The 20,889-nt window shown below is 73.4% G+C and carries 18 protein-coding genes; 11 read left to right on the top strand and 7 right to left on the bottom strand.

Annotated elements, in window-relative coordinates:
• The first annotated feature begins 206 nt into the window (after positions 1-206).
• The 7 genes from mtrA to secA all read left to right on the top strand — a co-directional run bounded on the left by mtrA (position 207) and on the right by secA (position 10,836).
• The gene (mtrA, locus tag ACFRCR_RS01075; protein ID WP_138823451.1) at positions 207-890 is read left to right on the top strand and encodes an MtrAB system response regulator MtrA; all 684 of its coding nucleotides are present in this window, start codon (positions 207-209) and stop codon (positions 888-890) included.
• Complete coding sequence (gene mtrB / locus ACFRCR_RS01070; RefSeq protein WP_377674747.1) at positions 887-2,686, top strand: MtrAB system histidine kinase MtrB; 1,800 nt, start codon at positions 887-889, stop codon at positions 2,684-2,686. The genes mtrA and mtrB overlap by 4 nt, the downstream gene beginning before the upstream one ends.
• Positions 2,683-4,425, top strand: a complete 1,743-nt coding sequence (locus tag ACFRCR_RS01065) for an LpqB family beta-propeller domain-containing protein (protein ID WP_377674745.1) — start codon at positions 2,683-2,685, stop codon at positions 4,423-4,425. Before mtrB ends, ACFRCR_RS01065 begins: the two co-directional genes overlap by 4 nt.
• A gap of 119 nt (positions 4,426-4,544) precedes the next feature.
• Positions 4,545-5,513 carry a ComF family protein gene (locus tag ACFRCR_RS01060; protein WP_377674782.1) on the top strand — a complete coding sequence of 323 codons (969 nt, stop codon included), beginning with the start codon at positions 4,545-4,547 and terminating at the stop codon, positions 5,511-5,513.
• 97 nt (positions 5,514-5,610) lie between these two features.
• The gene (hpf, locus tag ACFRCR_RS01055; RefSeq protein WP_377674743.1) at positions 5,611-6,258 is read left to right on the top strand and encodes a ribosome hibernation-promoting factor, HPF/YfiA family; all 648 of its coding nucleotides are present in this window, start codon (positions 5,611-5,613) and stop codon (positions 6,256-6,258) included.
• A gap of 105 nt (positions 6,259-6,363) precedes the next feature.
• Positions 6,364-7,635 (top strand): winged helix-turn-helix domain-containing protein, encoded by a 1,272-nt coding sequence (locus tag ACFRCR_RS01050; protein ID WP_377674741.1) that lies wholly within the window; start codon positions 6,364-6,366, stop codon positions 7,633-7,635.
• Between the two features lie 186 nt (positions 7,636-7,821).
• Positions 7,822-10,836, top strand: a complete 3,015-nt coding sequence (gene secA, locus ACFRCR_RS01045) for a preprotein translocase subunit SecA (protein WP_377674739.1) — start codon at positions 7,822-7,824, stop codon at positions 10,834-10,836.
• A 31-nt stretch (positions 10,837-10,867) separates the two neighbouring features.
• On the opposite strand, the gene ACFRCR_RS01040 is transcribed toward secA, so the two are convergent.
• On the bottom strand, positions 10,868-11,398 hold the full coding sequence (locus tag ACFRCR_RS01040) for an Rv3235 family protein (protein WP_377674737.1): 531 nt from the start codon (positions 11,396-11,398) through the stop codon (positions 10,868-10,870).
• Positions 11,399-11,489: 91 nt separating this feature from the next.
• Positions 11,490-12,614, bottom strand: coding sequence for a hypothetical protein (locus tag ACFRCR_RS01035; RefSeq protein ID WP_377674735.1), 1,125 nt, complete (start codon positions 12,612-12,614; stop codon positions 11,490-11,492).
• 172 nt (positions 12,615-12,786) lie between these two features.
• On the opposite strand from ACFRCR_RS01035, the gene ACFRCR_RS01030 reads away from it, so the two are divergent.
• Positions 12,787-13,311 carry a hypothetical protein gene (locus ACFRCR_RS01030; RefSeq protein ID WP_377674733.1) on the top strand — a complete coding sequence of 175 codons (525 nt, stop codon included), beginning with the start codon at positions 12,787-12,789 and terminating at the stop codon, positions 13,309-13,311.
• A 91-nt stretch (positions 13,312-13,402) separates the two neighbouring features.
• Here ACFRCR_RS01030 and ACFRCR_RS01025 read toward each other — a convergent pair whose 3' ends face one another.
• On the bottom strand, positions 13,403-13,618 hold the full coding sequence (locus tag ACFRCR_RS01025; protein ID WP_138823467.1) for a helix-turn-helix domain-containing protein: 216 nt from the start codon (positions 13,616-13,618) through the stop codon (positions 13,403-13,405).
• Between the two features lie 177 nt (positions 13,619-13,795).
• Between ACFRCR_RS01025 and ACFRCR_RS01020 the strand changes: the two genes are divergently transcribed.
• The 3 genes from ACFRCR_RS01020 to ACFRCR_RS01010 are packed head-to-tail and all read left to right on the top strand — an operon-like array spanning position 13,796 to position 16,417.
• The gene (locus tag ACFRCR_RS01020; protein WP_377674731.1) at positions 13,796-14,482 is read left to right on the top strand and encodes a hypothetical protein; all 687 of its coding nucleotides are present in this window, start codon (positions 13,796-13,798) and stop codon (positions 14,480-14,482) included.
• Positions 14,479-15,888: a CpaE family protein gene (locus ACFRCR_RS01015; RefSeq protein ID WP_377674729.1), complete on the top strand. Its 1,410-nt coding sequence runs from the start codon at positions 14,479-14,481 to the stop codon at positions 15,886-15,888. The genes ACFRCR_RS01020 and ACFRCR_RS01015 overlap by 4 nt, the downstream gene beginning before the upstream one ends.
• A gap of 4 nt (positions 15,889-15,892) precedes the next feature.
• The gene (locus ACFRCR_RS01010; RefSeq protein WP_377674727.1) at positions 15,893-16,417 is read left to right on the top strand and encodes a DUF6912 family protein; all 525 of its coding nucleotides are present in this window, start codon (positions 15,893-15,895) and stop codon (positions 16,415-16,417) included.
• 107 nt (positions 16,418-16,524) lie between these two features.
• Here ACFRCR_RS01010 and hisN read toward each other — a convergent pair whose 3' ends face one another.
• From hisN to ACFRCR_RS00990, 4 genes are all read right to left on the bottom strand, one after another.
• Positions 16,525-17,304: a histidinol-phosphatase gene (hisN, locus tag ACFRCR_RS01005; RefSeq protein ID WP_191790823.1), complete on the bottom strand. Its 780-nt coding sequence runs from the start codon at positions 17,302-17,304 to the stop codon at positions 16,525-16,527.
• Between the two features lie 3 nt (positions 17,305-17,307).
• A complete protein-coding gene (locus tag ACFRCR_RS01000; RefSeq protein WP_377674725.1) occupies positions 17,308-18,471 on the bottom strand; it encodes a ribosome small subunit-dependent GTPase A in 1,164 nt (387 codons plus the stop codon).
• Entirely contained in the window at positions 18,471-19,814 is a 1,344-nt protein-coding gene (gene aroA, locus ACFRCR_RS00995; RefSeq protein ID WP_377674723.1) for a 3-phosphoshikimate 1-carboxyvinyltransferase, read from the bottom strand. Before aroA ends, ACFRCR_RS01000 begins: the two co-directional genes overlap by 1 nt.
• Before the next feature lie 193 nt (positions 19,815-20,007).
• Entirely contained in the window at positions 20,008-20,622 is a 615-nt protein-coding gene (locus tag ACFRCR_RS00990; protein ID WP_377674721.1) for a DoxX family protein, read from the bottom strand.
• Between the last annotated feature and the right edge of the window lie 267 nt (positions 20,623-20,889).

Here is a 20,889-nt window from a genome sequence, read left to right as displayed (position 1 = left end):
GCTCTGCTGTCCCCGCTCGGTTCTGTCGGGCCCCGAGGGCTCGTCCTGATGAGGCCGTGCACGACGCCACGACGGCGTCCGGCCCGGTAGCGGACCACCCTAGTACGGGGGACCGGCCGACGCGGCGGCCAGGCCGTTCGGGTGAACACCGGCCGCCCCACGGTGGGTCGGACCGACGAGCCCGCGGTCGATGGCAAAATGGGGCCATGAAGGTACGTGTGCTTGTGGTCGACGACGACACCGCTCTCGCCGAGATGATCGGCATCGTGCTGCGGTCCGAGGGGTTCGACCCGGTGTTCTGCGCGGACGGGGACCTCGCTCTGGCCGCGTTCCGCAGCACCCAGCCGGACCTCGTCCTGCTGGACCTCATGCTGCCCGGCAAGGACGGCACCGAGGTGTGCCGTCTGATCCGTGCGGAGTCGGGGGTGCCCATCATCATGCTCACGGCCAAGAGCGACACGGTCGACGTCGTGCTCGGCCTGGAGTCCGGCGCGGACGACTACATCTCCAAGCCGTTCAAGCCCAAGGAGCTCGTCGCGCGGATCCGGGCACGCCTGCGCCGCTCGGACGAGCCCGCCCCCGAGCACCTCGCGATCGGCGACGTCGAGATCGACGTGACCGGGCACCGGGTCACGCGCGACGGCCGCCCCATCGCGCTCACGCCCCTCGAGTTCGACCTCCTGGTCGCGCTCGCCCGCAAGCCCTGGCAGGTCTTCACGCGCGAGGTCCTCCTCGAGAAGGTCTGGGGCTACCGTCACGCGGCGGACACGCGCCTGGTCAACGTCCACGTGCAGCGCCTGCGGTCGAAGGTCGAGCACGACCCGGAGAACCCGGAGATCGTCCTGACCGTGCGCGGCGTCGGGTACAAGGCGGGCGCGGCGCGCGGGTGAGCGCTCCGTCGCTGCGCGTGCGGGTGGGGCGGTCGTTCCGTCGCGCCCGACGGCGCGTGCGGGCCACGGTCGGTCGGCTCACCTGGCGGGCCCGGTCGTCGATGCAGCTCCGCGTGGTCGGGACCGCGCTCGTCGTCGGGGTGATCACGGTCGCGGCCCTCGGCGCGTACCTGTCGAGCACGATGCGCGACGGCCTGTTCGACCAGCGTCTCGAGCAGATCAACGTCGAGAGCGCCAACTCGATCCAGCAGGCCCAGAGCCTGTTCACGGCCTCGGTGTCCAAGACCAAGGACTCCGAGATCCAGACGCTGCTGCTCGACGTGCACAACACGCTGCGCACGAGCGGCAGCCCCGACCGCAAGATCTTCCTCATGCGGCCCGAGGGGGCGCCGTCGCGCCTCAACGACGTGAGCACCGACAACCAGCTCGCGAGCCTGGTCTCGGACGAGCTCCGGGCCGCGGTCATGGAGAGCGACGGCCGCGAGCTCCAGTCGGTCGCGATCCCGCGCGACCCGTCCGACCCGCACTCGCCCGTGGACCCCGGGGTCCTCGTGGGGTCGAAGGTCCAGGTGCCGACCGTCGGTGTCTACGAGCTCTACTTCCTGTACACGCTCGCGCCCGAGCAGGAGACCCTCTCGTTCCTGCAGGGGACCCTGGTCGTCGGTGCGGTGTTCGTCGTGGGCATCCTGGGCCTCATCACCTGGGTCGTGACCCGTCAGGCGGTCCAGCCGGTCCGCAACGCCGCGGGGGTCGCGGAGCGGCTCGCCGACGGGCACCTGAACGAACGTCTCCCCGTCAAGGGCCACGACGAGCTCGCGACGCTCGCCCGGTCGTTCAACGAGATGGCGGAGAGCCTGCAGCTCCAGATCGGCCGGATGGAGGAGCTGTCCCTGCTGCAGCGGCGCTTCGTGTCGGACGTGTCGCACGAGCTGCGCACACCCCTCACGACGATCCGGATGGCGGGCGAGGTCCTGCACGCCTCGCGCGACGACTTCGACCCGGCGTCCAAGCGGTCGGCCGAGCTCCTGCAGACCCAGCTCGACCGGTTCGAGGACCTCCTGGCCGACCTGCTGGAGATCAGCCGGTTCGACGCTGGGGCCGCGCAGCTCGACGCCGAGCGCCGCGACGTGCGGGACGTGGTCAACGCGGCCGTCGAGCTCGCCGCGCCGCTCGCGGAACGCAAGGGCGTGTGGATGTCGGTGCACCTCCCGGACGAGGCCGTGACCGCGGACGTGGACCCTCGTCGGGTCGAGCGGATCGTGCGCAACCTCGTGGTCAACGCGATCGAGCACGCCGAGGAGAAGCCGGTCGAGATCACGGTGGCCCACGACCGGTACGCGGTCGCGGTGGTGGTCCGGGACCACGGCGTCGGGATGACCCAGGACGAGGCGCTGCACGTGTTCGACCGCTTCTGGCGGGCCGACCCGGCGCGCGCCCGCACGACCGGGGGGACGGGGCTCGGCCTCGCGATCTCGCTCGAGGACGCGCACCTGCACGGCGGGTGGCTCGAGGTCTGGGGGCGCCCCGGCCAGGGAGCCGCCTTCCGGCTCACGCTCCCGCTGCGCGCCGGGATCCGGCTCGAGGCGTCGCCGCTTCCCCTGGTGCCGCAGGAGCCGACCCACGGACGCGGTCTGCGCCCGCCGACGGGACAGATCGAGCGTGTCGAGGACCCCACGGAGGGGACCACGAGTCCCTCGGCGCTGCCCGTCCTTCCCGACGAGAACCTCACGTTCGTCCGTCAGGGCGTCGTCACCGAACGACCCGGCACGTCCGTCGACGAGGAGCAGGCACGATGACCGACCGACGACCCGGCAGGCCGGCGAGCGCCCTCGGAGCAGGGCTCGTCGCGGCGGCGCTCGCGCTGTCCGGCTGCGCGTCGATCCCCACCTCGGGTCCGGTGATCCGCGGCAGCGACGTGGTGCAGGGGTTCAACGCACCGGGGCTGCGCGCGCGGGGACCGGTCGCGGGGGACGACCCGGTGCGGATCGTGTCGGGCTTCCTGACAGCGCAGGCGGCCGGCCCCGCCGGTGACTTCGACGTCGCCCAGGAGTTCCTCACGGACGCCGAGGCCTGGAGCTGGGACTCCCAGGTCCTGGTCTTCGACGGCGACCTCGACCTGACGATGGACGAGGAGGCCGTGAAGACGGGGCAGGTGACGGTCACGGGCAGTGCGACGGTCGTCGGGGCCCTGGACAAGCGGGGCGTCTACACCGAGGACGTCCCCGGCGGGGAGGGAGCCGTCCCGGTGTCGTTCGGGCTGGTCCGCCAGGTCGACGGGCAGTGGCGGATCGAGACGGCCGAGGACGGGCTGCTGCTGTCCGAGAGCAGCTTCCAGGCAGCCTTCCGCCAGACCCGCCTGTACTTCCCGTCGGCCGATCGCGAGGTGCTCGTCCCCGACGACCGCTGGTTCCCCAACCGGGGGTGGCAGACGAGCGCCGTGACGGAGATCCTGATCGGGCCGGTCGAGTGGCTGAGGGGCGCGACGGCGCCCGTGGTCCCCGAGGGAACTCGTCTGAGCATCGACGCGGTGCCGAGCGAGGGCGGCGTCACCGAGGTCCGGCTGACGGACACGATCTCGCTCGCGCCACCCGAGGACCGCGCGCTCCTCAAGGCCCAGCTCGCGGCGACGCTCTTCGACGCGTTGCCGCTCACCGTCAACCTCTACCGCGGGGAGGACCTGCTGAGCACCCCCACGGGCGGGACGGTGCCGACGAAGGCGGTGACGGAGGGCAGCGAGGTCGTCGCGGCGGAGGGCGAGGTCAAGGCGCTCGACGGGGGCGCGGACGAGGCGACCTCCTTGTCCCCGGCGGTCTCGCTCGCCGGGACCACCGCCACCGCGCTGGCGCAGGGCAGCAACGCGCGCCCGCTCGTGGTCCGCGACGGCACGGACGGGCTCGTCCGGCTCGCGACCAAGAACCTGCCGCAGGTCCCGCTCCTGACGGGTGAGGACCTGCTCGCACCGAGCGTCGACCGGTTCGGCGGGGTGTGGTCGGGTCCCCGGGCGCAGTCGGGCGCGCTGCAGGTCGTCCGTGCGGACCTCGCGGAGGCGGGTGAACCCGTCACGGTCGCCGCGCCGTGGTTGGCGGGGCGCACCGTGCAGTCGATCCGCGTCGCGCACGACGGCGCCCGGATCGCGGTGGTCAGCTCGGACGGTGCAGGTGCCGGTGCCGGTGCCCGGGTGGACGTCGCCGGGATCGTCCGCGACGAGAAGGACGTCCCGACGGGGCTCTCGGAGCCGTTCCGGGTCGGTGCCCCCATCACCTCGGCCTCGCAGGTCGTCTGGGCCGACGAGACGACGCTCGCGGTCCTGGGCACCGACGACACGGAGGCCGCCCCGACGGTCCATCTCGTCCTGGTCGGTGGCGAGACCACGCGGCTCTCACCGGTGGCGGGTGCGACGGCGATCAGCGCGGGCGACGGCGACCGGACGGTCCAGGTCCTCACCCAGGACGGGACGCTGTTCGGGCGCAGCAGGTCGGGCGCCGTCTGGGAGAAGAGGATCGAGAACGTCGCGCTGCCGGCGTTCCCGGGCTGAGGCCGGGGCGCCTGTGGCGAGGTGACCGGGAGTAGGCCGTTCACAGGCCCGTGCCCGGCGCACCTGTCCACAGGCGCGTGCCCGACGACGAGAACGTTGCCGAGCAGTCCTGCACGATCATGGCCGTGCACCACCGCCCCCAGCAGCCCGAGCCCGCCCGCCTCCCCGGCCCCCTCGCCGCCCTGAACAGGTGGGTGCGCACTCTCTCGCGACTGCTCCTCCCTGTCGAGTGCCCCGGCTGCGGTGCGCTGGACGTCCCGCTCTGCTCGGCGTGCGCCCAGGTCCTGGACCGCCCCCCGACCCGACGCGAGGCCGACGCTCCGCGGCTCGACCGGATGGACGGGACCCCACTGCTGCCGGTGTGGGTTCTCGCACCGTACGCCGGCCCGCTCCGGGGCATCGTGGTGTCGTGGAAGGACAAGGGGCGTCACGACCTCTCGACGGCAGTCGAGAGGGCCGCGTACCGCGCGGGGCGTGCCGTCGCACCCTGGGTGCGCGACGCCGTCGGGCCGGGGGAGAGTGCCCGGTCCGGCGCACCGGTGCGCGTCCTGGTCGTGCCTGCGCCGTCGTCCGCCGCGGCGCGCCGCGCACGCGGCTCCGAGCCCGTCCAGGGGCTCGCCAAGGCGCTCGCCCGCGGCCTCGCGGACGCCGGGGTCGACGCGGTCGCGGCGCCCGTCCTGGCGCAGCGGGGACGGCGGGGGCGGGACCAGGTCGGCCTGGGTTCGAGGAGCCGTGGCGCACGCCTCCGGGGCGTCCGCGTCGCCCGTCGAGCCGCGCGCAGAGGGCTCCCGCCGCCTGGTACCGCCTGCCTCCTGGTGGACGACGTGCTCACCACCGGGGCCACGCTCGCGGCGTGCGAGCGGGCGCTGGAGGACGCCGGAGCCCGGGTCCTCGGCGCGGTCGCGCTCGCTGCGACACCCCCTCCGCGGCGAGGTGACGCGCCACCTGAAGTTCATCTGCCGAAGATGCTGCCTTTACCAACCGGGAGGGTTAACCTAGGGACCAGTCGTCACGGGGAACGGTTGGTAGGGGACCCGTGCGGCCACAGAGCGATCGACCCGAGGCAAGGTCCTCGGGCAGGGAGGTGATAGGTACTCCGGATCCCCCTCGGGGGAGCCAGACCCAGGACCACACGGGACGCTCTGGAAGTACCGAGAGCGTCCGAGACCCTTTGCGGAGGCTCACATGGAGATCGTTGTCGTCGGCAGGCACACGGAAGTGGCTGACCGCTTCCGCCGACACGTGGAAGAAAAGCTCGCGAAGTTCGAGCAGCTCGCACCGACCGCCCAGCGGATCGACGTCGAGGTCACCCACGAGAACAACCCCCGACTGTCCGAGGTGCGCGAGAGGGTCGAGCTGACCGTCCGCGCCAAGGGACCCGTCGTGCGCGCCGAGGCGGCAGCAGACGACCGGTTCGGGGCGCTCGACCTGGCCATGAACAAGCTCCAGGAGAGGCTGCGACGCGTCAGCGACCGTCGCAAGAACCACCGCAACAACAACCCCGCCCCGCCCGTCGACGTCCGGCCGTTCATCCCGGAGGACAAGCACCCCGAGCCCGCGCCGGAGCACCCGGCAGCACCGGGGGACGCGGTCGAGACCCAGCTCGGCGACTCGCCCGTCGTCATCCGTCAGAAGCTCCACTCCGCAGAGCCCATGACGATCGACGACGCCCTCTACGAGATGGAGATGGTGGGCCACGACTTCTACCTCTTCGTCGACGTGGAGACGGCCCGCCCCTCGGTCGCCTACCGGCGCCGGGGATGGAGCTACGGGGTCATCGCGCTCGACACGTCCTGCGCGGGCGGCACCAAGGCCGCATCCGAGGCGGGCTGACCGCCGCCACCAGCTGACCCGACGGGGTGACGTCGCCGACCAGGCGGCGCCACCCCGTCGGTGCGTCCCGGACCGGCAGGGCGGGTGTCGGTGGCGCGCGGCAGGATGGGTCGGGTGAAGACCGAGTCGATGTCGCTCGCCCAGGCCCGCCGGGTCGCCCTCGCCGCGCAGGGCCTGCACGCCCCACGGCCCGACGTCGCCGCGCCCCGGCAGGTCACGCTGCGCCAGGTGCAGCGCACCGTGGACCGGCTCGGGCTCCTCCAGATCGACTCGGTCAACGTCCTGGCCCGGGCCCACCTCGTCCCGCTGTACTCGCGGCTCGGCCCGTACGACGTGTCGCTGCTCGACCGGGCGGCGGGACGCGCACCGCGCCGGCTCGTCGAGTACTGGGCGCACGTCGCGTCCTACGTCCCGCCCGAGACCTACCGGCTCCTGGAGTGGCGCCAACGCGCGTACCGCACCGAGGCCTGGGGGTCGATCAGCGGGGTCGAGGCCTCCCACTCGGCCGTCGTGGAGCACGTCCGGCGGATCGTGGCCGAGCGCGGGCCGGTCACGGCGAGCGAGGTCCACGAGATCCTCGAGGCCCAGGGCATGGGCGAGGCCCGCGGCACGGTCGAGTGGGGCTGGAACTGGTCCCTGGCCAAGCGGGCCCTCGAGCTCCTCTTCTTCACGGGCGAGATCACGGCGGCGCGTCGCAACGCCGCGTTCGAGCGCTGCTACGACCTGACCGAGCGGGTCCTGCCGCCCGCGGTGCTCGCCGCGCCGCCCGTGAGTGACGAGGACGCGATCCGCCGCCTGCTGGAGATCGGGGCGCGGGCGCACGGCGTCGGGACGTTGCGCTGCTTCCAGGACTACTTCCGGCTCAAGGGCCCCGCCCCGCGCCGCGCGCTGGCCGAGCTCGTCGAGGAGGGCGTGCTGCGCCCCGTCGAGGTCCGCGGCTGGGACGAGAGCACGTACCTGCACCGGGACGCCGCCCTCCCGCGTCGCGCCCAGGGGCGCGCGCTGCTCAGCCCCTTCGACCCCCTCGTGTTCGAGCGCACGCGCCTCGAACGGCTCTTCGGCACGTACTACCGCATCGAGATCTACGTGCCCGCGGCCAAGCGGGTCCACGGGTACTACGTGCTGCCGTTCCTCCAGGGCGACCGCATCACCGCGAAGGTCGACCTCAAGGCGGACCGTCGCGCCGGGCTGCTCCGGGTCCTGTCGGCGCACCGCGAGGAGCACGCCGACGCGGGCACCGCGCCGGAGCTCGCGGCCGAGCTCCGCCTCATGGCGACCTGGTTGGGGTTGGCGGACGTCGTCGTCGGGCAGGCGGGGGACCTGGCGCCCGCGCTCGCGGCCGAGGTCGGGCGGGTGGACGCCGGGGCTGCCGGGTAGCTCTCGCGCCCCGGACCGACCGTTTCGCCGGAGAGCGAAACCACAGGTACCGGACAGAAGCCCACCCACGTGCCGGACTCGCCTACGATGGTCTGTGGTGTGATCCAGCCGACTGCCGCCAGGTGGTCGCCTCGCATTCGCCCCGGACCGTCCGGCCCGGGGGCGCGATCGATACGGGAGTACTGCGTGCCTGCGATCCTCGAGAAGGTCCTGCGCTTCGGCGAGGGCCGGATCCTGAAGAAGTTGTCCGGCCTGGCAGAGCAGGTCAACAAGCTGGAGCCCAGCTTCGAGGACCTGACCGACGAGGAGCTGCGCGAGGAGACCGACCGCTTCAAGGAACGGCTCGAGAACGGCGCGACGCTCGACGAGATCCTTCCCGAGGCGTTCGCCGCGGTCCGTGAGGCCGCCCGCCGCACCCTCGGGCAGCGTGCCTACGACGTGCAGCTCATGGGCGGCGCGGCCCTGCACCTGGGGAACATCGCGGAGATGAAGACCGGTGAGGGCAAGACCCTCGTCGGCACCTTCCCCGCGTACCTCAACGCGCTCACGGGCAAGGGCGTGCACGTCGTCACGGTCAACGACTACCTGGCCAAGTACCAGAGCGACCTGATGGGCCGCGTCTTCCGCGCCCTCGGCCTCACGACCGGCTGCATCATCTCTGGCCAGACGCCCGCGGTGCGCCGCGAGCAGTACGCCGCGGACATCACGTACGGGACGAACAACGAGTTCGGCTTCGACTACCTGCGCGACAACATGGCCTGGAGCACCGACGACCTGGTGCAGCGCGGCCACAACTTCGCGATCGTCGACGAGGTCGACTCGATCCTCATCGACGAGGCGCGTACCCCGCTCATCATCTCGGGTCCCGCGTCGGGCGACGCGAACCGCTGGTACGGCGAGTTCGCCAAGGTGGTCCGCCGACTGAGCCCGGAGACCGACTACGAGGTCGACGAGAAGAAGCGCACCATCGGTGTGCTCGAGCCCGGCATCGCGAAGGTCGAGGACTACCTCGGCATCGAGAACCTGTACGAGTCGCTCAACACGCCGCTCATCGGGTTCCTCAACAACGCGATCAAGGCCAAGGAGCTCTTCAAGCGCGACAAGGACTACGTCGTGCTCAACGGCGAGGTCATGATCGTCGACGAGCACACGGGCCGTATCCTCGCGGGCCGCCGCTACAACGAGGGCATGCACCAGGCCATCGAGGCCAAGGAGGGCGTGCAGATCAAGGCGGAGAACCAGACGCTCGCCACGATCACGCTCCAGAACTACTTCCGCCTGTACGACAAGATCTCCGGGATGACCGGTACGGCCGACACCGAGGCCGCCGAGTTCCAGGGCACGTACAAGCTGGGCGTGGTGCCCATCCCCACGAACCGTAAGATGCAGCGCGTGGACCAGCCGGACCTCGTCTACAAGAACGAGGAGGGCAAGTTCGACGCCGTGGTCGCGGACATCGTCGAGCGCCACGCCGAGGGGCAGCCGGTCCTGGTCGGCACCACGAGCGTCGAGAAGTCCGAGCTCCTGTCCTCGAAGCTCAAGAAGCAGGGCGTCCCGCACGAGGTCCTCAACGCCAAGCAGCACGAGCGCGAGGCCGCGATCGTCGCGCAGGCGGGCCGCAAGGGCTCGGTCACGGTCGCGACCAACATGGCCGGCCGTGGTACCGACATCATGCTCGGTGGCAACGCCGAGTTCATGGCGGTCGCCGACCTCGCCGCGCGCGGGCTCGATGCCGCGGAGAACCCCGAGGAGTACGAGGCCGCGTGGCCCGAGGCCGTCGAGCGCGCCAAGGCCGCCGTGGCCGCCGAGCACGACGAGGTCACCGAGCTCGGCGGGCTCTACGTCCTGGGCACCGAGCGCCACGAGTCGCGTCGTATCGACAACCAGCTCCGTGGTCGTTCCGGCCGTCAGGGGGACCCGGGCGAGTCCCGCTTCTACCTGTCGATGCAGGACGACCTGATGCGCCTGTTCAACTCGGGTCTCGCCGAGTCCATGATGAACCGCGCGGGCTTCCCCGACGACGTGCCCCTCGAGTCGAAGATCGTCACGCGCGGCATCGCGAGCGCGCAGGGCCAGGTCGAGGCGCGCAACTTCGAGATCCGCAAGAACGTCCTCAAGTACGACGACGTCCTCTCTCGCCAGCGCACCGTCATCTACGACGAGCGTCGCCGCGTGCTCCAGGGCGAGGACATGCAGGAGCAGGTCCAGCACTTCATCACGGACGTCGTCACGGCCTACGTCGACGGCGCCACGTCCGAGGGCAACCCGGAGCACTGGGACCTCGAGGCGCTGTGGACGGCGCTGCGTGCGGTGTACCCGGTCTCGATCGAGGTCGACGAGGTGCTCGAGCAGGCCGGGGGAGCCACGCGTCTGACGCGTGAGCTGATCCTCGAGGAGATCCTGTCGGACGCCCGCGTGGCCTACCAGGACCGCGAGGCGTCGCTGGGCAGCTCGAACATGCGTCAGCTCGAGCGCCGCGTGGTGCTCTCGGTGCTGGACCGCAAGTGGCGTGAGCACCTCTACGAGATGGACTACCTCAAGGAGGGCATCGGCCTGCGCGCCATGGCGCAGCGCGACCCGCTGGTCGAGTACCAGCGCGAGGGCTTCCAGCTCTTCCAGGCCATGACCGAGGCCATCAAGGAGGAGTCGGTCGGCTTCCTCTTCAACCTCGAGGTCAAGGTGGCCGAGCCCGACGCGTCGCCGGTCAACCCGGTGTCGGCGGCGGCTGCCGCGCAGTCGGTGGCCGGTCAGGCCTTCGGCGGCACCGCCGGTGCGGCGGGGGCCGCTGCGGCGGCCGGGGCCGCGGCGAAGGCTGCGGCGGACGCCAGGGCGGCTGCCGAGGCTGCGCAGGCCCAGGCGGCGGCGCAGGCCGACGCGGTGCAGGACGAGCCTGTCGAGGACGAGCTCGTGGACGCGCCGGTCGCACCGGCGCCCAAGGCCGAGCCGACGCTCATCGCGAAGGGCCTCGACGGCCCGAGCGAGCAGGTGCCGCTGCAGTACTCGGCGCCGTCAGACGACGGTTCGGGTCAGGCCGTGGTCTCCGGCGACGGCTCGCGCCGTGCCCGCCGCGCCCTGCACGGCGAGGCCACCGCGGTCGAGGGTGACGGGCGCACGTTCCCCGGCACGCCCCGCAACGCCAAGTGCCCCTGCGGCTCGGGCAAGAAGTACAAGCTCTGCCACGGGCTGAACGAAGAGGAGTAGCCCTCTCCGAGAGGACACCGACGAGCGGCGGTCAGCCGATCTCGAGGACCACGACGCGCCACACGCCGCGTCGGGCCTCGAGTCGGAGGGCCGCCGCTCGCACCCTGTCCATGTCCTCCAGGACCACCGTGGCCTCGGCCGTGGTCTCGCCGAGGCGCACGAGCCGCGCCCTGCGGACGACGACCGGGCGTGCCGCCACGTCCGGCTCGGTGGACCCCTGCATCAGCAGCGCGCGTCGGCCCAGTGCGTCGAAGACGTCCGGGGCGAGCCACCGCTGGAGCTGCGCAACGGGCCGTTCACCGCGCAGTACCTCGACGGCAGCCCGGACGACCGAGCAGCAGATCGACGTCGGGTCCGGGAGCGCGAGCTCTGTCGTCGACGTGACGGGCCGGCCGTTGTCGGCAAGGTCCTCGGCGACGGGGAACTGCGGTGCACCCCCGAAGGTCAGGACCCGGGGCCCCCGCGGGACGGCTGGGGCGAGCGCGGCCGGCGAGGCGGCGAGGCGGGGGGCCGCACCGGAACGAATCGGGCGGGCGTGGTGGCGAACGGCGGTGATCGGCATGACGTCTCCTGGGGTCGGCAAGGGCCGGTGCGTCGAAGGACGACCGGTGGACGGAGTGCGAGGTCGGCGGTGCTGTGCAGAGGTCGCAGGGTCAGGGAGTTCGGGGTGCCCGGAGGACCTGACCCGGTCTGATGAGGTCGGGGTCCTCGCCGATGACCGCGGTGTTCGCCGCGTACCAGCGCTGCCACTCCGCGGCGACCTCCCCGTCGGTCGCCCCCTCGCCGAGTGCTCGCTCGGCAAGGGACCAGAGGGAGTCGCCGCGCAGGACGACGACCGAGACGGTCGAGGCGTCGTTCCCGTTGCCGGGCGGGGGAACGACGGTCCCGCCCTCTGACCGAGCCGCGCCCGACGACGCCACGGTGAGCGGGTTGTCGGGCTGCGGGGCCGGGACGACGCGCTGCGCCCCGCCCAGGAGCCCGCTGAGCGGGACGTGGCCGGGCCTCGACGCGCCGGTGCTCGAGACCCCGTCGGTCGAGGGTGGCGCGGGGCTACCAGCGCCGTGGTCACCGGGCACGTCGGTCGGCGGCGCGGGGTCCTCCGGCTGCCCCGTGCCCAGGTCCGGGGAGACCGGGCTGCCGGTGTCGACCGTCGGGGTGCCTGTGTCGGTACCCGTCTCGGCGGCGGGAGGCTCGCTGTCGTCGGGGACCAGGGGCACGTTCTGCGGGCTGTCCGCGACGGAGTCGGTAGGAACCCCCGTCGGTCCGGCCGCGGGGAGCGCCGCCTCCGGGGCGACGGTCTGCTCGGAAGACGTGCTCTGCCAGCCGAGATCGACGACCGCGGGTGCGGGGACGGGGGTTGCTGGGTCGACCTCGGCCGCCTGCGCACTCCCTGCGCCCAGGACGAGCCCTGCCCCGACCGACACGGCGACGCTCGTGCTGGCGAGCCGGCGGACGAGGGCGGGCGCGTGCCGACGGACGATCCGTTCGCCGGCCGACCATCGGAGTCCCGCGGCGCGCACCAGGGCGCACGCCACGGCGAGCAAGGAGCTGGTCGCGACCCAGGCGGCGAGCAGGCCTCCCGCTCCGACGAGCGGCAGCTCCAGATAGGTCTCGAAGCGAGGGGTGGGGAGATCGCCCGCGAGCGTCAGGACCCGCAGGGTGAGCAGGGCTGCGGCGGCGCCGGTCGCGGCGGCGAGGGCGAGGAGCGCAGCCAGCCGCGGGCCGTGTCGAGGGTCTCGCCGTGCGGTCGCGTGGTCGGGTCCGGAGTGCTGCGCCATTCTTCCCCCTGAAGATGGACGACGACGTCGGGTCCGTGCTCGGACCGATCATCGCGTTTGATGCAGTTTGATCGTGCTACATCAAACTAGACCACTCTCAAGTTGTCCAGAGGTAGTTCGCAGTTCGGACGCCTCTGGACGAAACCCCCGGGCCGACCGCTACGGTGTGGGCGTGCGCTGGGACCTGCTGTTCGCCGACCTCGAGGCACAGCTCGACGCCGCCGACGTCCAGGCCGACGCCCACGTGCTCGCGGACCTCACCCGTGCCGAGCAGGCCACGATCTCGCTCGCAGACCGCCTGCGGGGGAGCGTCGAGGGTCGGCCGGTCGTGGTCAGGCTCACCGACGGCTCCCGCCTGACCGGTCACGTCCGGGCGGTCGCCGCCGACTGGTTCATGCTCGCGGACGGGAATCGACGGCACGTCGTGCCTCTGCTCGCGACCGCGGTCTTCGACGGGCTCAGCGCGCACGGCGTCCCCGCGCCCTCCGGCACAGGCGCCGGCCGCGGGCTGCCGGCCCTGCTGAGGGCGCTCATGCGCGACCGCGCCGTCGTCCGCGTGCGGACGCTCGCCGGTGAGGTCGACGGACGCGTCGGACGGGTCGGCAGGGACCACCTGGACGTCACGGACACCGGGGGTGGCGCGAGGAGCAGCCGTGTCGTCCCGTTCGCGGCGCTGCTCTGCGTGAGCGAGTCGTAGGCGACGGACCAGGGGGCAGGCGCGGGTGCAGGGGGAGCAGGGGGTGCGTGGCGCGGCGATCGCGTCACGCCGACGGCGACCGCTCGGGAGCTCAGGACTCGAAGTCGCCCGCGTCGATCCGGGTGCGGGTCTGTGCGTACATGCGCTGGATGTAACCCTCGAGCTCGCTGGCCTCGACCCGCCACTGCCCTCGTCCGCCGACCTGGATCGCCGGGAGGTCACCGCTGCGGACCAGCGCGTAGGCCTGTGCCGCAGAGATGTTGAGCTCCTCCGTGACGTCCGCGAGGGTGAGGAAGCGCTGTGACATGGGAACAGTCTTTCACGGAGCCGACACGGGTCCGGGTTGTCCACAGGCGACCGCCCCTTCGGCTCGCGCGGGGCGCGTCGGTCGGCATGATGGCCCCCTGGCCCCCTGATGCTCGCCCCTCGGGGCGTCGCCCCGTCCCCACCCGCACGACATCTCCCGACGACGAAACGGACACTCATGACGAGCTCCCTCGACCCGCTGCCGACGCCCACGGTCGCCCGACTCCGACGGCCCGGTTGGCGGGACCCTCGGCTGCTCCTCGGGCTCGTGCTCGTCGCAGCCTCGGTCGCCCTCGGTTCGTGGGCCGTGTCGTCGGCCGGTCGGACCGTCGCCGTCTACGCCGCGGCTGGTCCGCTCACACCGGGCGAGCCCGTCGACGCGAGCAACCTCCGGGCCGTCGAGGTGCGCCTCGGGTCCGGGGACGGGAAGTACTTCCTCGCGGGGCGACCGCTGCCCGACGACCTGGTGGCGCTCCGTGTGGTGGGTGACGGGGAGCTCGTGGCCCGCTCCGCGGTGGGCGGGTCGGAGGAGCTCGCGGTCCGTGCCGTGGCGATCCCGGTCGCGGGGGCACTGTCCGACAGGGTCACCGACGGTGCCCTCGTGGACGTCTGGTTCGTCCCGACCTCCGGCGACGGGGCCACGGCGGCCGAGCGCAAGGCGGACGAGAAGGACGGGAGCGGGCCCTACACGCTCGCCTCCCAGGTCGTGGTCGCGCAGGTCGCCGAGTCCGGGGGGACGCTCGTGACCGGAGGACCGACCACGCTCCACGTGCTGGTTCCCACGGACGAGCTGCCCGGGGTCCTCGCGGCACTCGCGGCCGAGGGCGAGATCGCTGTCGTGCCCGTCGCGGGCGGCAGCGCATGACCGCCGACGCGACGCTGCCCGTCGCGTCGGTCCTGTGCGCGGTGCGGGGCAGCGGCGAGACCGCGGTCGTGACAGCACTGACGTCCCCCGGGTCCGGCGTCGCCGTGGCGCGCCGGTGTGCGGACCTCACCGAGCTTCTCGCCGCGGCCGGAGCCGGCGCAGGGACGGCCGCGATCATCTCGGCCGACCTGCCCGGGATCGACCGTGAGTCGATCGCGCGCCTGCACGAGTGCGGTGTGCGGGTCGTCGTGCTCGCGGGGCGGCAGGAGTGGCTCGGCGACCGGCTGCGTGCCATCGGTGTCGACGTGGTCCTCGACGAGGACACCCCGAGCGAGGTGCTCGTCGCGACGGTCCGCGACGAGGCCCACGGGCGGGGGCGGCACGGTGGACAGGGAGGACCGCCGTCGGGTGGCCTCCCCGCTGGGCCGGGCGGCGACGGTGCGCACGACCCGGCCCCGCGGGCCGGGAGGGTCGTCGCGGTCTGGGGACCGGCCGGCGCTCCCGGGCGGACGACGCTGGCGGTGCACCTCGCGGCCGAGCTTGCCGGTTCGGACGCCCCCCGGGAGCGGCGAGGTGGGCGACGTCGCCGCCGGGGCCAGGACACGCCGTCGGGCGCGGAGGGCGGGCACCTTGCCGAGGTGCTCCTCGTCGACGCCGACACCTACGCCGCCTCGGTGGCCCAGCACCTCGGCCTGCTCGACGAGTCACCGGGCCTCGCGGCAGCCGCTCGCAGCGCGGGGCAGGGAACCCTCGACCTCGCGGGGCTGGCGCGCCTGGCCCCGGTCGTCGCACCGCGACTGCGTGTCTTGACCGGGATCACGCGTGCCGCGCGCTGGCCAGAGCTCCCGGCGACGTCGCTCGACGTCGTCTGGGGGCTGTCGCGGGCGCTCGCCGACTGGACCGTGATCGACTGCGGGTTCGGGCTCGAGCAGGACGAGCTGCTGTCGTATGACACCCGCGCCCCGCAGCGCAACGGGGCGACGCTCAGCGCGCTCGCCGCCGCGGACGTCGTGCTGGTCGTCGGCGGGTCCGACGCCGTCGGCATCCAACGGCTCGTCCGGGGTCTGGGAGACCTTGCGGACAGCGGTACGACGGGCGGGGCGCTGCGGATCGTGGTCGCGAACCGGGTCCGGTCCTCGGCGGCCGGGCCCCGACCCGAGGCGGCGGTCCGCGACGCGCTCGGTCGGTACGGCGGTGTCACGGACCTGCACGTCCTCCCGGACGATCGGCAGACTCTCGACGCGGTGCTGCTCGCGGGCAGGACCCTCGCCGAGCACGCGCCGCAGAGCCCGGTCCGGCGGGCGGTCGCCGACCTCGCCGAGAGGGTGCGAGGGGCGGTCGGGCCTCCCGTGAGCACGTCCACGCAGGGTGGACCACGCGAACGCGTCCCGGAACCGGCACACTGATCCCATGCGCATCTACGTTCCCGCCACCGTCGACGAGCTCGACGCCGTCACCGTGACCGGCGACGAGGCCGTCTGGTCCCTCGCCCCGCGAGCGGCCCACGCCGTCACGTCCGCCCTCTCCCGCGAGCTGCCCGACGAGGACGAGGAGGGCCTGGAGTTCGCCGCGGCCCTCGAGGCCGCCGACGACTCGCTCGCGCTCATCGCCGGCCGCGTCGGTGCCCCGCGCCAGCGTCTCGTCGTCACGGTCGAGGTGCCCGACGAGATGGTCGCGCTGACCCAGCCCGGCGACGACGAGTCGACCGACGACCTCGCGCCCAGCGCGGTCGACGTCACGGCGTCCATCCCCGAGGTGCGCATCGTGTGCGTCCACGTCGACGAGCCCGAGGCCGCGGCGGACATCGCCGAGGTCTTCGCGGCCGCCGACGAGGACCGCGACGAGGACCTCGACGCCGCGCTCGACCGCGTGAGCGAGCGCGACCTGCTCTGGTACGACTGGTCGGAGCTCAAGAGCGTCCCCCGCGCCAAGTAGCCCGTCGCGCAGCGTCAAGGCGTCGAGAACGGACCTGAGGCCGCCGTCCACCGGATGACGACCTCAGGTCCGTTCTCGTCCGCCGGGCAGCCGGGCCGCCGGCACCGTCAGGACAACCGGCCGAGGATCTCGTCGTGCAGCAGGCCGTTCGTGGCGACGGCGTTGCCGCCCCACGGCCCGGGCGACCCGTCGAGGGACGTGAACGTCCCGCCGGCCTCGGTGACGATGGGGACCAGGGCCGCCATGTCGTAGAGCTCGAGCTCGGGCTCGGCGGCGGCGTCCACGGCCCCCTCGGCCACGAGCATGTAGGACCAGAAGTCGCCGTAGGCCCGCGTGCGCCAGGTCTCACGGGTCAGGTCGAGGAACGCGTCGAGCTTGCCGCGCTCCTCCCACCCGGACAGCGACGAGTAGGACAGCGAGGCGTCGTCCAGCTTGCCGACCTGCGAGACCCGCAGCCTGCTCGCGGCCGCAAGCGAGCGCCCGCTCCACGCGCCCGTGCCCTTGGCGGCCCACCAGCGGCGGCCCAGGGCAGGAGCGGACACGAGCCCGACGACGATCTCGTCGCCGTCGGCCAGCGCGATGAGCGTGGCCCACACCGGGACTCCGCGCACGAAGTTCTTGGTGCCGTCGATCGGGTCGATGATCCAGCGGCGGGCGCCGTGCCCGGTCTCGCCGAACTCCTCACCGACGATCGCGTCGCGTCCGCGGGCTCGCGAGAGGTGGCTGCGGATGATCTCCTCCGCGGCGCGGTCGGCGTCGCTGACCGGGGTGTTGTCCGGCTTGGACTCCACGGACAGGTCGAGGGCCTTGAAGCGGGACATGGTGTGCGAGTCGACCTGGTCGGCGATCACGTGAGCCAGGCGCAGGTCGTCGTCGTAGGTCGGCATGGCTCACACCGTACCGGTGCGCGCCGCCAGCAGACGTCGGAACGACTCGACACGCGCGGTACGCGCCGCCTTCTCGTCCTCGGGGGAGGCCTCGAGCCAGTCGTCGAGCGCGCAGTCGGGCGCGCCGTCGAGGTGCGTGCAGCCTCGCGGGCAGTCGTCGGCGACCACGTCGAGGTCGTCGAACGCCTTGAGGAGGTTCTCGACGTCGACGTGCGCGAGCCCGAACGACCGCACGCCGGGCGTGTCGATGACCCACCCCGCGGGGTTGCCGTCGGCGTCGGGCAGGCGCAGCGCGACGGCCGACGTCGACGTGTGCCGACCACGGCCCGTGACGTCGTTGACGACGCCCGTGGCCCGGTACGCGTCCGGCACGAGGGCGTTGACGAGCGTCGACTTGCCGACGCCCGAGTGGCCCACGAGGACCGACGTGCGACCCTCGAGCTCGGCGCGCACGGCCTCGAGCGGCTCGATGCGCCACGCGTCCTCGGCCGCGTCGGAGGAGTTGTGGCCGGGCTCGTCGCCGTGCCCGCCGTGCCCGCCGTGCCCGCCGTGCCCGTCCTGCCCGGCCCCGTCGCCGGTCCCGGAGGGAGAGTCCTCGTCGTGCACCCGCCGCGTCACGACGACCTTGACCCCGATGGGCTCGTAGAGCTCGCGCAGCGGCGTCGCGTCGGCGAGGTCCGCCTTGGTGAGGCACAGCAGGACCTCCATGCCCGCGTCGTACGCGGCCACGACGCAGCGGTCGATCATGCGGGTGCGGGGCTCGGGCTGGGCGAGGGCCGTGACGATCACGAGCTGGTCGGCGTTGGCGACGATGATGCGCTCGTACGGGTCGGTGTCGTCGGCCGTGCGCCGCAGGGTCGAGGTGCGCTCCTGGATGCGGACGATGCGCGCGAGCGTCCCGTCCTCGCCCGTGGTGTCGCCCACGATGTCGACGCGGTCGCCGCACACCACACGGTTGCGCGTCAGCTCGCGCGCCTTCATCGCGAGGATGGTGCGCTCGGTCGGCTGGTCCTCGTCGAGCAGGAGCGTGTAGCGCCCGCGGTCGACGCCCGTGACGAGCCCGGTCTCGGCGTCCTCGTGCTGGGGACGCTGCTTGGTCCGCGGGCGCGAGTTCTTGTTGCTCGCCCGGTCGCGGAAGTCGGACTCGTCGCGGACGCGCCGCGCCATCAGCTCGCCGATCCCGTGGCGCTCAGCATGCGGTCCCACATGGTGGTGAACCCGGGCAGGGTCTTGGCGGTCGTCTCGACGTCCTCCACGAGCACGCCGGGGACGCGCAGCCCGATCAGGGCGCCCGAGGTCGCCATGCGGTGGTCGTGGTACGTGCGGAACGTGGCGCCGTGCAGCGGGCGCGGGGTGATGACGAGGCCGTCGTGCGTCTGCTCGGCCCGCCCGCCCAGGCGCGTGATCTCGGTCGCGAGCGCGGCCAGGCGGTCGGTCTCGTGCCCGCGCAGGTGCGCGATGCCGCGCAGGCGGCTGGGGGAGTCGGCGATCGCGGCGAGAGCCGCGATGGTCGGGGCGAGCTCGCCGGCCTCGTGGAGGTCGACGTCGATCCCGCGGACCTCGCCCGTTCCGGTCACGGCCATGACGCCGTCCGCCAGCTCGGCGCGACCGCCCATCGCGGTGAGGAGCTCGGCCATCATGGCGCCCGGCTGGGTCGTGACGGCGGGCCAGCCCGGGACGCGCACCGTGCCGCCGACCACGAGGGCTGCGGCGAGGAACGGCCCGGCGTTCGAGAGGTCGGGCTCGACGTAGACGTCGCGCGCGGCGATCGGCCCGGGGGAGACCGTCCAGATCGTGGGGCGCGAGTCGTCGACCTCGACGCCGACCTCGCGCAGGACCTCGACCGTCATGTCGATGTGGGGCACGCTCGGCAGCGTCGGGCCCGTGTGGCGCAGCGTGACGCCCTGCTCGAAGCGCGCGGCGGCGAGCAGCAGGCCCGAGACGAACTGGCTCGACCCCGACGCGTCGACGTCGACGTGCCCGCCGCGCACCGCGCCGCGTCCGGTGATCGTGAACGGCAGGGTGTCCTGGCCCTCGACGGGCACGCCCAGGTCGCGCAGCGCGTCGAGCACGGGTCCCATGGGGCGCACGCGTGCGCCCTCGTCGCCGTCGAACCGCACCGTGCCGTCGGCGAGGGCCGCGACCGCGGGGACGAAGCGCATGACGGTGCCCGCGAGGCCGCAGTCGATCTCGGCGGGGCCGCGCAGCGCGCCGGGCGTCACGTGCAGCTCGCTCGGGTCGTCGCCCTCGGTGATGCCCACGCCCAGGTCGCGCAGCGCCGCGGCCATGAGGTCGGTGTCGCGGCTGCGCAGCGCGCCGCGCAGCACGCCCGGCCCGTCGGCGAGGGCCGCGAGCACGAGGAGGCGGTTGGTGAGCGACTTGGAGCCCGGGACCGCGACGGTCGCGTCGAGCGGGGCACCGGCGGTCGCGCCGGTCCGGCTGGGTGCGGGCCACGCCGGCAGTGCGGGGGTCGTCTCGTCGGGGCGGGCGGCAGGAAGGTCGCTGGTCACATGCCCCAGGTTATGGCACCGGGCCCTCGGAGGGACCTTCCGTCCGGTCCTCGGCCGGGCCCGTCCACCGCCCGACGGCGTCGCTCACCTGCCGTCGTCGGGCCGCGTCGAGCGATCCGTCGGTGAACCGGAGGCGGTCCCGCGAGGAGACCGGTGCAGGCCTCCTCGGTACTGCCGGTGGTGCCATCGGTCCTCAGTGCGAGACGGCGCCCTTGACGGTCCCGGCCGCCGTGCTCGCGGCGCGACGTGCTGTGCGGGTCGCGGTGCGGGCGCTCGCCGTCACGGCGTGCGTGGCCTTGTCGGTCGCGGACTCGACCTTGTGCTTGGCCGCGTCGACCTGGTGCTTGGCGTTCTTGGCCAGGTCGAGGTCCTTGCGGGCGCGGTCGACGCGCCAGCGGACACCGGGGCGGCCCTCGTAGTCGGCCCCGGCGATGAGTGCCGCGCCGATCGCGCCGAGGTTGCCCACGAACTTGCGGGTGCGCACGTCGCGGGGCACGTCGCTCGGGGTGAAGGGCTGGTTGACGACCGCGAGGGGGATGCTCAGGGCCGCGAGCGTGAGGGCGGCGGTCCGGGGCGCCTTGCCGAACGCGAGGAAGAGACCGGCGACCGCGGTCGCCGCGCCGTGAGCCCGGACCAGCGCCGAGACCTGCTTCTCGCTGAGGGGCTCCTCGACGCCGAGCTGCTGACCGACGAGGCTCACGCCCCGTCGGGCGGCGCGCACGTGCTCCGCGGGCTTGAGGGCGGCCTGCACGCCGTCGTAGATGAACCAGGAGGCCAGCATGGGCCTCGCGACGTGACGCAGCAGCATCGGTGGGTCTCCTTCGTCGAACGGGTACCGGTGAGAGCGGCGGACACCGGGACGCCGGTGCCGCCCCCGGTCGACCCAGCCTGTCCCATCGCTGCTCAGCATGCCACCGGGCGTGCACCCTCGGGGCGACGCGCGCCGGGGGAGCGGGGTGATCCAGGAGCGGGCGACGGTGCGCGCCCGGGTGAGAGGCGCCGTCGGGCGGGGAAGGTCCGGAGGGCCGGCACGGGCGCAGGCACGGCGAGGGCGGAGCCGGGACCAGCCCGGCTC

This window comes from Oerskovia sp. NPDC056781 (assembly GCF_042789955.1).
Taxonomy (GTDB): domain Bacteria; phylum Actinomycetota; class Actinomycetes; order Actinomycetales; family Cellulomonadaceae; genus Oerskovia; species Oerskovia rustica.
This window is presented reverse-complemented; position numbering and strand designations above follow the sequence as displayed.

Bases quoted from the DNA above. Each gene is read 5' to 3' on its own strand.
- mtrA (WP_138823451.1), top strand. From the start codon at position 207: ATGAAGGTACGTGTGCTTGTGGTCGACGACGACACCGCTCTCGCCGAG.
- ACFRCR_RS01065 (WP_377674745.1), top strand. From the start codon at position 2,683: ATGACCGACCGACGACCCGGCAGGCCGGCGAGCGCCCTCGGAGCAGGG.
- ACFRCR_RS01060 (WP_377674782.1), top strand. From the start codon at position 4,545: ATGGCCGTGCACCACCGCCCCCAGCAGCCCGAGCCCGCCCGCCTCCCC.
- hpf (WP_377674743.1), top strand. From the start codon at position 5,611: ATGGAGATCGTTGTCGTCGGCAGGCACACGGAAGTGGCTGACCGCTTC.
- ACFRCR_RS01050 (WP_377674741.1), top strand. From the start codon at position 6,364: ATGGGTCGGGTGAAGACCGAGTCGATGTCGCTCGCCCAGGCCCGCCGG.
- ACFRCR_RS01040 (WP_377674737.1), bottom strand. From the start codon at position 11,398: ATGCCGATCACCGCCGTTCGCCACCACGCCCGCCCGATTCGTTCCGGT.
- ACFRCR_RS01035 (WP_377674735.1), bottom strand. From the start codon at position 12,614: ATGGCGCAGCACTCCGGACCCGACCACGCGACCGCACGGCGAGACCCT.
- ACFRCR_RS01025 (WP_138823467.1), bottom strand. From the start codon at position 13,618: ATGTCACAGCGCTTCCTCACCCTCGCGGACGTCACGGAGGAGCTCAAC.
- ACFRCR_RS01020 (WP_377674731.1), top strand. From the start codon at position 13,796: ATGACGAGCTCCCTCGACCCGCTGCCGACGCCCACGGTCGCCCGACTC.
- ACFRCR_RS01015 (WP_377674729.1), top strand. From the start codon at position 14,479: ATGACCGCCGACGCGACGCTGCCCGTCGCGTCGGTCCTGTGCGCGGTG.
- ACFRCR_RS01010 (WP_377674727.1), top strand. From the start codon at position 15,893: ATGCGCATCTACGTTCCCGCCACCGTCGACGAGCTCGACGCCGTCACC.
- hisN (WP_191790823.1), bottom strand. From the start codon at position 17,304: ATGCCGACCTACGACGACGACCTGCGCCTGGCTCACGTGATCGCCGAC.
- ACFRCR_RS01000 (WP_377674725.1), bottom strand. From the start codon at position 18,471: ATGGCGCGGCGCGTCCGCGACGAGTCCGACTTCCGCGACCGGGCGAGC.
- ACFRCR_RS00990 (WP_377674721.1), bottom strand. From the start codon at position 20,622: ATGCTGCTGCGTCACGTCGCGAGGCCCATGCTGGCCTCCTGGTTCATC.